Origin of the sequence: Aquimarina gracilis, assembly GCF_035285365.1 — a bacterium.
Lineage (GTDB): Bacteria > Bacteroidota > Bacteroidia > Flavobacteriales > Flavobacteriaceae > Aquimarina > Aquimarina gracilis.
On record NZ_JAYKLX010000004.1, the window covers coordinates 484,312 to 499,753 of the forward strand.

The 15,442-nt window shown below is 35.8% G+C and carries 12 protein-coding genes; 9 read left to right on the forward strand and 3 right to left on the reverse strand.

The features are described from left to right. Positions 1-135: 135 nt before the first annotated feature. A complete protein-coding gene (locus U6A24_RS10500) occupies positions 136-678 on the forward strand; it encodes a DUF4252 domain-containing protein (protein ID WP_324179924.1) in 543 nt (180 codons plus the stop codon). 101 nt (positions 679-779) lie between these two features. Here the strand turns inward: U6A24_RS10500 and purB are convergent, their stop codons facing one another. Both purB and U6A24_RS10510 read right to left on the reverse strand, forming a co-directional pair. Continuing rightward, positions 780-2,123 (reverse strand): adenylosuccinate lyase, encoded by a 1,344-nt coding sequence (gene purB, locus U6A24_RS10505; protein WP_324179925.1) that lies wholly within the window; start codon positions 2,121-2,123, stop codon positions 780-782. 146 nt (positions 2,124-2,269) lie between these two features. Beyond that, positions 2,270-2,824: an adenylosuccinate lyase gene (locus tag U6A24_RS10510; RefSeq protein WP_324179926.1), complete on the reverse strand. Its 555-nt coding sequence runs from the start codon at positions 2,822-2,824 to the stop codon at positions 2,270-2,272. 155 nt (positions 2,825-2,979) lie between these two features. Here U6A24_RS10510 and U6A24_RS10515 point away from each other — a divergent pair, with 155 nt between their 5' ends. Beyond that, a complete protein-coding gene (locus tag U6A24_RS10515) occupies positions 2,980-3,519 on the forward strand; it encodes a heme-binding domain-containing protein (RefSeq protein ID WP_324179927.1) in 540 nt (179 codons plus the stop codon). On the opposite strand, the gene U6A24_RS10520 is transcribed toward U6A24_RS10515, so the two are convergent. Then, positions 3,505-4,185: an SIR2 family NAD-dependent protein deacylase gene (locus U6A24_RS10520; RefSeq protein ID WP_324179928.1), complete on the reverse strand. Its 681-nt coding sequence runs from the start codon at positions 4,183-4,185 to the stop codon at positions 3,505-3,507. The genes U6A24_RS10515 and U6A24_RS10520 overlap by 15 nt on opposite strands. Before the next feature lie 394 nt (positions 4,186-4,579). Here U6A24_RS10520 and U6A24_RS10525 point away from each other — a divergent pair, with 394 nt between their 5' ends. The 7 genes from U6A24_RS10525 to U6A24_RS10555 all read left to right on the forward strand — a co-directional run. Beyond that, the gene (locus U6A24_RS10525; protein ID WP_324179929.1) at positions 4,580-5,317 is read left to right on the forward strand and encodes a LytR/AlgR family response regulator transcription factor; all 738 of its coding nucleotides are present in this window, start codon (positions 4,580-4,582) and stop codon (positions 5,315-5,317) included. A gap of 394 nt (positions 5,318-5,711) precedes the next feature. Next, positions 5,712-5,882 carry a hypothetical protein gene (locus U6A24_RS10530; RefSeq protein WP_324179930.1) on the forward strand — a complete coding sequence of 57 codons (171 nt, stop codon included), beginning with the start codon at positions 5,712-5,714 and terminating at the stop codon, positions 5,880-5,882. A gap of 94 nt (positions 5,883-5,976) precedes the next feature. Then, positions 5,977-6,099 (forward strand): hypothetical protein, encoded by a 123-nt coding sequence (locus U6A24_RS10535; protein ID WP_324179931.1) that lies wholly within the window; start codon positions 5,977-5,979, stop codon positions 6,097-6,099. A 148-nt stretch (positions 6,100-6,247) separates the two neighbouring features. Beyond that, on the forward strand, positions 6,248-8,233 hold the full coding sequence (locus U6A24_RS10540; RefSeq protein WP_324179932.1) for a tetratricopeptide repeat-containing sensor histidine kinase: 1,986 nt from the start codon (positions 6,248-6,250) through the stop codon (positions 8,231-8,233). 114 nt (positions 8,234-8,347) lie between these two features. Next, positions 8,348-9,019, forward strand: coding sequence for a response regulator (locus U6A24_RS10545; RefSeq protein WP_324179933.1), 672 nt, complete (start codon positions 8,348-8,350; stop codon positions 9,017-9,019). Positions 9,020-9,629: 610 nt separating this feature from the next. Then, the gene (locus U6A24_RS10550) at positions 9,630-10,124 is read left to right on the forward strand and encodes a hypothetical protein (protein ID WP_324179934.1); all 495 of its coding nucleotides are present in this window, start codon (positions 9,630-9,632) and stop codon (positions 10,122-10,124) included. After that, positions 10,121-15,442 (forward strand): beta strand repeat-containing protein (locus U6A24_RS10555; protein ID WP_407654025.1); only part of this gene is annotated, 5,322 nt, incomplete at its 3' end. The genes U6A24_RS10550 and U6A24_RS10555, both read left to right, overlap by 4 nt.

A 15,442-nucleotide genomic window follows, 5' to 3' on the forward strand; every position in this document is an offset into this window, starting at 1 on the left:
CGTCACATTGAGCGGAGTCGAAATGTAAACTTTAGCATCTTTCGACTCCGCTCGAGATGACAGAATATTTATATAAAACATCAATCAAAAACAATCAACCCATCCTTTATTAATAGGATACAAAATCAATCAAAAATGAAAAATATATTTAAAATTTTAGGCCTTGTGACGGTATTGCTTTTTGCTAGTTGCAATAGTGGTCCGTCATTACAAGAGTATTTTGTAGATCATCAAGGAGATGTCGATTTTGTTGCAGTAGATATACCTTCGAGTCTTTTGAATAAAGATAGTATCGAACTTAACAACGAAGAAAAAGAAGCTCTGGAGAGCGTTAAGAAAGTAAACTTTCTCGCGTTACCCTTAAATGAAAAAAATAAATCTCGTTTTGAAAAAGAAAGTGAAGATATTGCAAAAATCCTAAATAATGAAAAGTACGAGACTTTAATGAAGTTTGGATCCAACGGTACCAATGCAGTATTAAAATATACAGGAGCCGATGACGATATCGATGAAGTCATTATTTTTGCAACAGATCAAAAAAAGGGACTCGCTTTGATAAGAGTATTGGGAGATAATATGAGACCCGAAAAAATGGCAAAATTGGCGCAATCTGTTGAAAAAGGGAGACTTGATTTTGAGGCTTTTAGAAAAATCGGAGAGACCATAGATATAGATTAATCGAACAAAAAAAGCTTTGATGTTCAATCAAAGCTTTTTTTTGCCCGTCAGTTCGAGTGTTTTTTCTCTTATGAAATAAAAGGATAAAGTATCAAAAACTTTTATATCCCAGTATAATTAGAAGGAGTCACCTGCTTTAATTCGGATTTGATAACTTCAGAAACGTCTAAGGTTTCTATAAAGGTTGTAATACTTTCCTGGTTTATAGTGGTGTTGGTTCGCGTAAGTACTTTTAGCGCTTCATAGGGATTAGGATATCCTTCTCTTCTTAATATGGTTTGTATCGCTTCAGCAACTACGGCCCAATTGTTTTCAAGATCTTCTGCAAACTTTTCTTCATTCAATAAAAGTTTGTTTAATCCTTTTAATGTTGCCTGAAAAGCAATTAGTGTATGTCCAAACGGCACACCGATGTTTCTTAGCACCGTACTATCGGTAAGATCTCTTTGTAAACGGCTTATGGGTAATTTGGCGGCAAGATGCTCAAATAAAGCATTGGCAATACCAAGGTTACCTTCACTATTTTCAAAATCTATAGGATTTACTTTATGCGGCATTGCCGAAGAACCTACTTCTCCTTTTTTGATTTTTTGTTTGAAATAGTCCATAGATACATAGGTCCATACATCTCTGTCTAGATCTAGTAAAATGGTATTAATACGTTTTAAACCGTCAAAAAGAGCGGCCATATGATCATAATGTTCAATTTGCGTAGTTGGGAACGAATGATGTAGCCCAAGCTTTTCCTGCACAAAATGTGTCCCAAATTCTTTCCAATCGATAGTTGGGTATGCTACCTTATGTGCATTGTAGTTTCCTGTAGCGCCGCCAAACTTGGCTGCACTAGGAATATCTTTAAGCAGATCAAATTGTGCCTCCAAACGAGTAACATATACCTGAAATTCTTTTCCTAACCGGGTAGGAGAGGCAGGTTGCCCATGGGTGCGGGCAAGCATCGAAACTTCGGCCCACTCAGATACAAGTGATTTTAATTTTACTATAACTTCATTGTATTGCGGAATATACACATTACCAATAGCTTCTTTAATACTTAAAGGAATGGCTGTGTTATTTATATCTTGCGAGGTTAATCCAAAGTGGATAAATTCCTTATATTTTTGAAGTCCAAGAGCGTCAAACTTTTCTTTAATAAAGTATTCAACCGCTTTAACATCATGATTGGTAACTTTTTCTATGTCTTTTATTGCCAACGCATCATCACTTGAAAAAGAAGTGTAAATCTCTCTTAAAGCATCAAATAATGAAGTGTCAAAACCCTGTAATTGAGGCAATGGAATTTCGCATAATGCAATAAAATATTCAATTTCTACCAAAACGCGGTACTTGATTAAGGCTTCTTCACTAAAATATGCACTAAGCGATTGTGTTTTTGATGCGTAACGACCATCGATAGGAGAGATAGCCTGCAAAGGAAATAATGACATAATTTTCTTTTTTTGAAAGCTGCAAAGATAAAGTTTATGTTTTGATTTACGAGTTACGAGTTACGATTTTTGAATTTGAAAAATAATTTGTGCTTCTTTCTCTTGTTAGGAAAAGATTTTCAAAAGACAAAGCGGGTGGAAATCCATCAACTAATCTTTTTTAGCACCATTCTTGATCGGGCCTTATACGCAGCACTACCAGTGGCATAATTATTTTCTAGCGTAATTTTGAGCTCAGGATGAACCCAGTCAAATTCGGTACCCAATAAATATAATGTGGTCATAGCATATGCCTTTGGGGCCACCTTTTGATCGGTAATGAGCCAGTCAAAACAAATCTCGGTAATTTTCTCACGATGGGTTTGAGTTAAAGCGTTTATGATCTCCTGCGATTTCTGTTTGTAATATCCTAGAATCAGAATTTCGAATATTTTTGCCATTGGCCGTACGGCCGAATGTTTATAAGTTCTTGAAGCAATAGCTATCACTTGGTCCAAATAGGGTAGGATAGCCTTAAGGTTTTTCTTGCATAAAAATTCTAACCCCCAAGATGCTTTACATGAAATGTCATCATCGATTCTATTGCATAGTGTTAAAAGTTCTGGAATTGTCTCGGGGTTTTCAAGAACCAAATTCGCAAAATAACTTCTTCTTTCGCGAGTCGCATTTATGGTAGTCAAGACTTCTTCCAGGGATATCATAGCATATTTATAAAAACACGTTCAAAAGTAAAGAATATAGAAGTATGGATATATGTAAAAAATGAAATTAATAATAATTACTTGTTAAAAACGTTATTTCTTCAGTAACAGGGAATTATCATTTTTGGATGTTATCCTACTAAATAACTCACACAATGCTTACGAAAATTAAAAACATTTTTATAGTGTTACTTTTGGTGTTAATAGTAACACAGTTTTTAAGGCCCGAGAAGAATCGGGGCAGTTATGATACTATTGCCAGTTTTGAAGAAGCAACGGCTATGCCCGAAGAGGTGAAGACCATCCTGCAAAACAACTGTTATGATTGTCATAGTAATACCACACGCTATCCTTGGTTTATGGAAGTAAGTCCGGTTACTCATTATATGGCGTATCAAATTGAAGACGGTAAAAAACATTTTAATATATCTGCGTGGGAATCTTATACCGATACGGAAAAAGATCACAAGCTCGAAGAGCTTATTGGCGAAATTGAATACAAAAAAATGCCTTTAAAACCATATACCTGGATTCATGGTGAACTTTCTGGGAGCGACGCAAAAACCCTTATTGGTTGGGTAAAAGAACTTCGCGAAAAAGCAAAGAATCCGCCAGTAGACTCTATAAACGTGCAAAATCCCGATTCGACGGTGGTAGATAGCTTGCAAAAACAGCGAGTATCAGCTGTTTATTAATTGCTCGACAACTTTCGGGACACCAACAGTAGCTTTTTCAGATAAGATCGTTAAATGTCTTGATGGAGCAATTGCCGGGTTCGGATCAACAAAATAAACCGGAATCTGTGGTTTGGTATATTGTAACAATCCGGCCGCAGGATATACCTGCATAGATGTGCCGACAATAATAAGAATATCGGCCTGTTCGGTAATTGTAATCGCAGTATCCATCATAGGAACCATTTCGCCAAACCAAACAATATGAGGCCTAAGTTGAGATTTGTGTTCGCATAAATCTCCCAGATTAAGATCTTTTTTCCAATCCAGCACCAGGTTTTCATCAAATTGACTACGTACTTTTAATAGTTCACCATGCAGATGAATAATGTTGCGACTGCCAGCTCTTTCATGCAAATCATCAACATTTTGAGTAATAATGGTAACATCGAATTGTTCTTCCAACGTTACGAGAGCTTCATGTCCCTTATTGGGAGCCACTGTAAGTAACTGCTGACGTCTTTTGTTATAAAAATCCAGTACAAGCTCTGGGTTATTATCCCATCCTATAGGAGAAGCTACTTCCATAATATCATGACCTTCCCATAAACCATTGGCATCCCTAAAGGTATTGATACCGCTTTCGGCACTAATTCCTGCTCCTGTAAGCACTACTACTTTTTCCATACGGTGGCGATTAACTCAAAATTTTTAATAAAGCTATTCAAAATTGTTGAGTTTTTGCGCTGTGACCGTCAAGATTTTAGCATTTTACTAGCTATTTTTTATGTGCAGTTTATATTTTTGCGGCCGTTTTTGGCATATTATAGTATTAGTATTCAATTTTTTATGAAAACGCATACTTAAATGGATCTTTTTGCGTTTTGAAATGCTTAATCCAATTTATCGACAAAGTGTGCTAAAATAACGACGAAAAACATTTTGTAACAAATTGATTCTAAAGGTGTTCCGTAGTTATATTACGGTTTTACCGTATTAAAAAAAACAAGTAAAAATCCTATCTTGTAAATAGAATTTTATAATGTTTAGCAACCAACACTAATTTATTAATCCTTACCCTATGAAATATCCCTATGTAATTATTGATAATGACCAAAAGATTGCAGATTCTATCCAGATTGCTTTAGAAGAGCAGACTGATTATATATGTACTGGAATTGCAAAAGACGAGCAAACGGCATTAGATTTAATTTTAGAGAGAAAGCCCCGATTAGTATTTTTAGAGCCCGAGGTCCCGGGAACAAATTGCGCCACAACGCAGTATTCGTTAATGGTTGAGTTGGCAAAATATATGACCCGGTTACCCGAGTTTATTGTGATTACAAAAACTACTGAATATGCCATCGAAGGGATACGTAATAGGATATTGGATTACATATTAAAACCTTTGGGTAGAGGGCAGATATTGAGGACGTTAATGCGGTTTGAAAAAGATTTTGATGAAGTAGAAGATACTACATTATGCTTTAAATCGTATGGAGATTATCGCTTTATAGATGTAGATGAAGTGCTGTATCTTAAAGCAGATAATAATACTACCGATTTCATAATGAGTAATGGTAATAAAGTAGAGGCTTTTAAATCATTAAAACATTTCCAGGATCTGCTACCAGATCATTTTGTAAGAATTCACAACAGCTATATCATTAATACACATTATATCTCAAGGATTCATTTCGGTAAAGCAAAATGTGCCATCAAGAACACCAATGATATGATTCCGTTTTCAAAATCATATAAGAATAAGGTGGAAGAATTAAAAGATCATCTTGCCCAAAAAAGCTTGATTCAGATCTAGAATACTATAAAAATAAGTATAAAGTAACCGGTAGATGACTTCATCTATCGGTTTTTTTTATTAAAAGGGTGGGGCTATATATGTAGGTATTTTGGGTGCGCAAATTCCTACAAGAAAAATCTAAAAATTAAAATCGGTTCATCTACCCTCATAATCCGTTCATTTACCCTTAAATGAGGTCAATTCACTAAACACACCTTAATATGTTGGGCGCGCGCGAGGATTAGGCCTACATTTGTAGTGTACAAAAGGAAAAACAGCAACAAAAATTTAACTTTTTTTCCTACAAAATCGTAAAGCGCTACGATCCCCAAAATAAGTATAAACTAATAAATTAATTTACCCCACAAAGACATTTTATAGTCTTTGAATTAACAAAAAAACTAAGAGAGTTATGAAAACGATTAAGACTTTATTTGCAGTAGTAGTAGTAAGTACAATGTTTATCGCTTGTGAAGCGGATTCAGTAAATGAAGAAATTGGAATAGATAATTTAGAGACATTTAGTGATGAACAACAATTACCCGAGGGACCTATAGGGAATGAAAATCCAGGTACAATTTAAAATTCGTCAATAGCAACTAATTCAAACAGTAAAATATATTATTATGAAAACTATAAAAACTTTATTCGCGATATTATTCTTAACTACTCTTTTTATGGCATGTGAGGCTGATTCAGTCAATGAAGAAGTTGCATTAGAAGATATGGAGATCTTCGGTAATGAGCAGGAGCTTCCCGATGGTCCATTAAATAATGGTAACGCTGGAGCTGGTGGTTGATAAAAACTAACAGATATAATATAAAAGCCTTATTACGAATTAATAAGGCTTTTTTTATAATTTTATGTAATCAATTTTTAGAATCTATTCTTATCTTAGTTTAATGAAATATTGTCCTTTTAAATATCTACTACTACTTTTTTTATTCATGATTCTTTCTTGTACCAATTTGAATAATGATTCGGAAGAAGGAACTGACGTTAAAAAAATGTTGGATAGTTATATCGATAAAGCTAAAGATAAGTCAATTTCCAAAGAAGATAAGATTTCCGCTTTGAGTAATGCATTGTTCTGGTCTGCAAAATTACCCGAGGATGCAGAAAGAAGAGTTAAACAATCTGAAATAGCTTACCTTTATTATGGTTTAAAGGAGTATGATCAATACAAAAACGTAAATCAAAAAGCACTAAACCTTTCTAGAAGAATTAGAGATTCATTTGGAATAGCTAAATCTCTCAGCAATATTGGGGCATATTATGAAGTTAGTAATGTTAAAGATAGTGCATTTTATTACTATGTTAATGCCGAAAAAGCTTTCAATAAGTTTAGTCAAAAATTTCCTGAAGATCATGGTATTCCTTTATTTAATAAGGGTGTAATACAAAGAAGTTTTAAAGATTATGTTGGGAGCGAAGCAAGTATGATTAATGCTATTGAAAAGTTTAAAGAATCAAAAAACAATCTTTATATATATTATTGCTATACTTATCTTGGAGTACTTTCTACAGACGTTGGAAGATACGATGAGGCGATTAAAAACTATCAGAATGCTTTGGACTATGCTAGGAAAATAGACAATGGTAAATTTATTGAACTGAATACACTAAATAATATAGGTGTTGTTTTTAAGGATCAGGGAAGATATAAAGAAGCTATAGGATATTATGAAGACGCTTTAAATTATGTAGGAATAGCTGAGAAGTATCCTAAATTTTATGCGCGTTTATTAGATAATATAGCTTATGCTAGATTTTTATCAGGAGACTCGGAAGGAGTAATAGATTCTTTTAAAAAATCTTTACAAATTAGAGATAGTTTAAGTGATAAAAGCGGTTTGATAACATGTAATTTACATATAGCGGAATATTATAATTCTCTTAATGTTGATAGCGTTGCAAATGGTTATGCCATAAAAGCTAAGGAGATTGCAGAATCTGTAGATTCTAAAAAAGATCTTCTTAAATCCCTATTGTTACTTAAAGAAGTTTCATCAGAAGAGAAAGGTTTGGCTTACGCTAATCACTATATAAGGTTAAATGATAGTTTACAGAATCAAGAAAGACTTAACCGCGACAAATTCGCACGCATACGATTCGAAACCGACGAAATCGCCGAGCAAAATCTACAAATAAGCCGTGAAAATGAAATTTTGATCATCGCCATACTGGGGTTAACTGCATTGTTTTTATTGGGCTATATCATTTTTAGGCAGCAACAAAGCAATAAAGAGTTATTGTTTGCACAAACCCAGCAAGAAGCCAACCAGGAGATTTATCGATTACTACTTAACCAACAAATTAAGCTGGAAGAAGGTCGTAAATTAGAACAGCAACGCATGTCCGAGGAGCTGCACGATGGAGTATTGGGCCGTTTGTTTGGAGTGCGATTAAGTCTCGATGGGATCAACCAGCGAGCCAACGATGGTTTTACCGAGGCCAGAAACAAATACATCGACGAGTTAAAAGATATCGAAAAAGAAATACGATTAATCTCGCACGACCTAAGTTCTGAAACCCTGCCAAGTGACGTGGCCTATATCGATGCGGTAGAAAATCTGATTAGTGATTTGTGTGAGATAAATAATATAAGATTTGAGTTTAATAATGACGAAGAAATCGATTGGGAGCATATCGATGACGAGAAAAAGGTAAATCTATTCAGGATTTTACAAGAATCTCTGCAAAATATTTTTAAACACGCTAGTGCAAAAAGTATAAAAATTAATTTTGATTATATCGAAGATAAAATAAATCTTACTATCTTGGATGATGGAATCGGGTTTAACAGCACAAAGGTTAAAAAAGGAATTGGTCTAAAAAATATTACATCAAGGGTTAGTCAGATGAGTGGTGTGGTACAGTTTTTAAGTAATAAAGACGCGGGTACTCAAGTATCTGTAAGCGTGCCGGTTTAAAAAAAATGTTTAAAATAGTTTTATAAGTACAGTATTTGTCATAATATTTTGCTAGGATCGAAGTTAGATAAATGATAGTCCTGTTTTTGAGAACTAAAAACTACGAATTAAAAAATGAAGAAAAAGCTAAAAGTTCTTATGATTGATGATCATCCTATGATTATCGAGGGGTATAAGAATACCTTACTAGGTGAAAACCAAAAAGAGTACCAGATCAAAATCGACATTGCATCCAATTGTGATGATGCTTACGAAAAAATCGTAAAAGCATCAGAATCTACCCCCTATGATATGCTATTTGTGGATATTAAACTCCCGCCATCATCAGACGGAACGATCACGTCTGGAGAGGATTTGGCAAAGCATGCCAAAGAACTGCTACCTAAGGCAAAGATTATTATATTAACAATGCATCGAGAAGATCATAGAATTCACAACATTCTTAAAAATATCAACCCTGCCGGGTTCTTGATAAAGAGCGATCTTACCTCTAGCGAGTTGCTTTTGGCTTTTAACAATATAGTAAAAGGTAAAGCCTATTATAGTGCTACGGTAAACGATCATTTCAGAAAAATGATGACCAACAAATTCTCGCTAGATGAGAAAAACCTTAAAATACTATATCACTTATCTCGCGGTGTTAAAACCAAAAACCTTCCTAATTACGTGAGCTTATCATTAAGTGCCATAGAAAAAAGAAAGAATCAGATTAAAGAAATGTTTTCTATAGCTAAAGCAGATGATCAAAAATTGCTAGAAGAAGCACGTAGAAGAGGGTTTATATAGTACAGAACCAAATATTGAGATATATAATAAGGATGGCGATTGTCATCCTTATTTATTTTTACGGTTATACCGTAAAAATTTTGATAAAAGAACGTATTTAGGATCCAAAGATTATATTTACATTTATAATGTTAAAAAAAACTAAAAGTAAATATTAGGTTAAAAGAGTATCGCTTATATAAAAAATTACGCTTCTATACATTATATACTTACCCCTTTGTCCATATAAATGGGTGTAGTTTTAAGTAGGACATACTAATAAACTTTATCGTCATAGTGTATCATTATGGTATATGCCCTATACTGTTAATGATTAAGATTGAACTTAAATTTATGAGTTACACTTATGATTGATGGTGTCTTAATTTTTTTCTTAAAACCTTATGTAAGTTTTCTTACCAGAGTATGTAAATATACTTTGGGATCTTTTATTATACATTATTATCATAAGTTGAACATGATACATAATACATTAATTATGACGTAGAATAAAAACAAACAAGTATGAGCTTCTTGAATTAAATTCGGGATGCTGCATTATACAAACACTCTAGTGATTGCAAACTTTGGCGAGCCGGCAAAAACTGGATTTGAATAACGATTAATATATATGAAAATCATCATTATGCGGTTATGTTCTTTTATTCCAAAAGATATATCAAAAAATACACTTGCGCGATCCGATATTAAACTTGGTGTTTCTCTGCTTTTGATTTACATGGCAATTACCTCTCGGGTTGGTTGTCGACTGATATTAAGTAGCATCTTCCAATTTTTTATTGGATCTTATGTTTCTAGCTTTAAACACCTAGATAGCTATAAAAACACAAGTATACATTCTAAATATAAGGACAACAATGTCGTCCCATTTTCCTATAAAAAATATATAGGTAACCTGAATTCTATTTCTATTATTTTCCTTCCAAATATAATTCCTAGTTACCAGGAAGAAATAGTGGCGGTATGCTCTCAGATGGCTAAAATTTATAGTACTGGTACTTTTTGGAAAAATCGGATTCAGGTTACTCTTTATAGTAATGAATACGATTCCTACGGATTCTCCTCAAATGATTTACAAAACCCAATTATCATAAATAGCTTATGAAATTTTTTACTCATTCCACTTTGAATAATATAAAGATATTAGCAGTATTATCTATTTTAATAATAATATCATCAAAAAACCATGCTCAGGTAGTTACTACATGGGGAGGTCTTTCGGGGGTACTTCCAGAGAATAATTATCCAACAAGCAGTTTATCGGCTATTGGGGATGGTGTAACCTTTGTAAACGTAGATATTACCAGGTCACCATCAGCCACAGTTGGAGGTGTAGAAAATGCCGTGCCACCAAGTTTGATACTTGCAAATAGTTTTAACAATACCAGGGCTACGGTTGGAGTTTCAGGTAATACGTATACCTATGTGTTTAGTGAACCCGTTCATGTTATTTTGAGTTCTCAGGAACATAGTGATTTGGTTCGAACTGAAAACATTAAAGTATCTAGTCCCGATGCTGGAGTAGTTTTTACAGGGAGTTTAACAGGAGCACAAACAGGTCATTTTATAAACAATAATAATACATCAGAAATTCATATTGGTTCAAATGCTTCAATTACTGCAGCAGGAACCTATTGGACGGTCCAAAGTAATATTGCTATTACTACCTTAACCGTAGAATACTATGTAACTGATCCTGCAGAAGCAGCCTCTGGCGAACCCTTTACTTTGGATTTGGCTCCAGTACCGTACATACGTTTGGATGATACAAATATAACTGGGGCGGGAGGTATAGATATCAATGTAACCGGATGCGCAAAAAGTTACGAGATATTAGATAATTCTAATACAGGAGCAACATCAGAATTTAATGCTCCGCATGGCCTAGATTTTATGACAGTAACTCTTGTAAACCCTCAAGATGTGGGTCAGGAGGAATTAAGTATAGCAGGTACATTTGATGGAATTACGGTTTCAGGAAATGGAACCACATCACTCACTATTACCAATGTGAGTTCAGATGTAAACACATTAAGAAATACATTAGATGATTTAGTATATAAAAATTCTGCAGCTATACCAGAAATAGCAACTCCAAGGATCGTAGAAGTTACGGTTACAGACCCTTTTGGCAATACTTCTGCTACGGCAACAACAACAGTTTCACTATCAAATGCGTCAAGCTCGGGAAGTACAGCTGGACCGTTAATTGTATTTACAACAGGTTCGACGGTTGATTTGTTTACTGGATTGGATGGTTCAGAAGACACGGGAGGGACATGGGTTGATGTAGATGCTACAGGTAGTCTTGTAGGTAATACTGTAACTATTGCTGCTCTACCTTTAGGTCCTTCTAGATTTAATTATACAGTTACGGGAACAACTCCTTGTAGTGATGAGACGACTACTGTTGTGGTTTTGAATTTGGACGGAAGTGAGTTATCAATTACCGCTCCGGTGACATCTTCTAATTGTGGAACTTTGACAACAAATTATAGTGATCCCACGTTTTCTGCAAATTCTGATGATCCCATACACATTTTTGATGGAGGACCTTCGTCTGGAGAACTGGAATGCCCAGCAGGTGGGGCAGGAACGACTTATGATTGGTACATTTTTAATCCTCTTACAAATTCTTATGACGATTTTGCAATCGGTTCTACCCGTATTCAAACAGGGTTAGATGATGGTGGGTACTTGGTAGTACGAAATGATGGAGGTACAATAGAAGAAGGACGTGCTTGGGTTTGGAATAATACAATAGATACAGATGCAGGAACAAATGCAACCGCATGTATAGGAGATACAGTTATATTGAGTGGTGTGGCTGCAAATAATTCGGACTATACATATTATAATCCAGTACCAAGGCCTTTTGTTATTACGGCTTCGACAATTATCTCCGTAGAGTTTAATATTACACATACATATATATCAGATGTAGCATATTATTTGGTATCACCAGATGGAGCAGTAACGATACCCCTGGGACTTAATGAACCTGGAGTTGCTTGTAATGCTTCGGCAAATGCAGTAGGTCTTGTGTTTACAAATGATCCTGCAGCCGTTACTACACTACCAAATTTTGATATTTGTGAATTTAATAGAAATAATGCTTGTGCAAATGTTTCTCTTTCAGGTACATATAATTCATACTATACAGACCCGTCTAATAGTAATGCTTTTACTTGTACTTTTTTTGCCCCCGCTTCAGGACCAACGGCAATAGATATGTCTGCATTAGCAGGTTATGATGCCAGACAAGGTGGTTGGAAAGTTCAGGTATATGATTGTGAGCCAGCTGATACAGGAGAAATTGACCAGATAATTATCACTTTTGACGATGGTGCTGGAACCACACAGATTTTTGATAGTGGTACTATTCCAAACGGAACTGCAGAAGCTCAAATCAATGATAATTCTTGTGACCCTCTTACTGCATCGATTTATGAAGTACCTTTTTCGGGATCTACTTCGGCCATAGAAGAAATAGGTATTCAAGATGGTATAGGTACAGATTCATCAGGAGGATATGAATGGTCTTATAGTACAGTAGGTCCAACAGGGCCATTTAGCGCTCCTTTTGAAAACGCTACACTAACACCTGCTGTTGTAGTAAACGAAACTACATGGTTTAGACTGCGAGCGGATAATGGATCCACTTGTTCGGGTGAAGATGTAGTACAAATTACCGTTACCGATTCACCAAATTCTGGTACAGGAACAGATGAGTTTGCCTGTGCAGGTGATGCTTTAGTAGACCTTAACACTTTGATTACTGATGCAGATATGGGTGGAATATGGAGTGTTTCGGTTACTTCTCCTGATGCTCCTGGAGGAGATTTTAATGCAGGTGCAGGAACCTATGATCCAACTACAGGTGGAGTATATGTTTTTGATTATACCGTAAATGCTACAGCACCTTGTACAATTAATGCAGTAACATCGGTTACCGTTTCTGTACAAGCTGCTCCAAATACGGGAATTAATAATACAGTTAATGCCAATGGTGCATCTGGGGTAATAAATTTATTTAGTGAATTATTAGGCACCCCAGAGACTGGAGGAACCTGGAGTTTAGATACAGGTGGGGATGATCCGGGAGCGAACTTTGATCAAGGTTTAGGTACCTTGGATAGCTCAGGACTTGCAGGAGGGACATATATATTTCAATATACACTAACCAATTGTACAACAGCAATGTCTGCCATTACAGTAATTTTCAGTGCTGTAGATACAGATATGGATGGTGTTGGAGATGCAGTTGATTTTGATGATGATAATGATGGGATTTTAGATACTGCAGAGAATAGTTTAGGAGTTGATCCTTCTGCAGATGCCGATATGGATGGAATTCCGAACTATCAGGATTTTGATAATAATGGTACTGCCACAGCACCTGTGTGCCTGGATGGTGATCTTAATGGTATTTGTGATACATTGGACCCTGTGTTTGATAACGATCAGGATGGAGTTCCTAATCATTATGACTTAGATAGTGATAATGATGGTATTTATGACGTAATAGAAACCGGAGGCACAGATGGCGACAACGATGGTAGAGCAGACGATTTTGATGGAGATGCTACCAATGATAATGGGATTCCAGATTCGGCCAATGGAGGAACTGGAATTTCTACCCCAACCAACTCTGATAGTTCAGGCGATGCAGATTATTTGGTATTAGATAGTGATGGTGATGGTTGTGATGACGTTATCGAAGCAGGCTTTACAGATGGGGATGATAATGGACTTCTGGGATCAGGAACATTTGGCATAGGATTAACGGTTGATGGTAATGGTGTAGTAACCTCTGGTATCGATGGGTATACAACTCCAGTAGATGCAGATACCGATACTATTGCAGATTACCAACAAGTAGGAGGTCCCGATGCTGATAATGATGGTATTTCTGATGCCTGTGACTTAACTTTTGATAATAACGATGGTGATACCGTAGGAGACAATTTAGACCTTGACGATGATAACGATGGTATCCCAGATACGGCCGAAAATAGTTTGGGTGTTGATCCTTCTGCAGATACAGATGCAGATGGTATTCCAAATTATCAGGATTTTACTGATAATGGAAGCTTAACAGCTCCGGATTGTACAGATGCGGATGCCAATGGCATTTGCGATACCTTAGATCCTGTATTTGATTTCGATGGTGATGGAGTTCCTAATCATTTTGATTTAGATTCCGATAACGATGGGATTACAGATATTATTGAAGCAGGAGGGGTAGATACAGATTTCGATGGGATAATTGATGGTTTTAGTGATGGAAATAATGATGGCCTCGATGATACGATAGCCGGAGCACCTCTTCCTTTAACAAATACAGACGGTACCGGAAATGCTAACTTTTTAGATATTGATGCAGATGATGATGGAATTGTTGATAATATTGAAGCACAGGCAACAGCAGCTTATCTTCCTCCTTTTGGTAATGATACCGACAATGATGGTATTGATGATCGATATGATGTAGATTGCTCCTTTGGCACCTGTGGCATAGCTGGGACTCCTATTGTACCTACAAATACTGATGGTTTAGGTGATGGAGCTGATTACATAGACTTAGATTCAGATGATGATGGAGAGAATGATACGATTGAAGGGTATGACACGAATGATGATGGAGTAGCAGATACAATTCTGGCAAATAATGATTCAGATGGAGATGGATTGGATGATAATTTTGATGTAGATGGAACGAGTACAACTGATGCTGGTGGGGTAACAAATGGAGGACAAACTGCCGGGAATCCATTCCCGGATACCGATAGTCCAGGAGGAGAACCCGATTGGAGGGATCCTGTTGTGAATGACCTTGAAATTACAAAAGTAGACACCTATGTAGATACAAATACCAATGGTATTATTGATGTTGGAGATACAATCAATTATGTATTTGTTATAACTAATAATGGTACAGCTACTTTAACAAATATAAATGTAAGTGATCCTACTGTTACAGTAGCAGGAGGACCTATAGCAACATTGGCTGCAACCACTAGTGATAATTCAACATTTACAGGAAGTTATACTATACAAGCTGGGGATATTACGGCAGGTAGTTTTAGTAATACAGCTACGGTTAGCGCAGAGGATCCTAATGGAAATACAATTTCCAGTTTATCTGATGACCCAGATGACCCTTCAGATGCTACAGATGATGATAACGATGGAAATCCAGACGATGCTACGGTGACCGATTTACGTCAACCGTTATTGGATATCACCAAGACAGATACCTATGTAGATGTAGATAGTAATGGGATTATCAATGCTGGAGATCGAATCGACTATGTGTTTGAAGTGACCAATACGGGTAATGTAGACCTAACGGGTATCAGTGTGAGTGATATGGATGCTACGATCACAGCTACACTACCAACGATTGATTTGGTAGTAGGG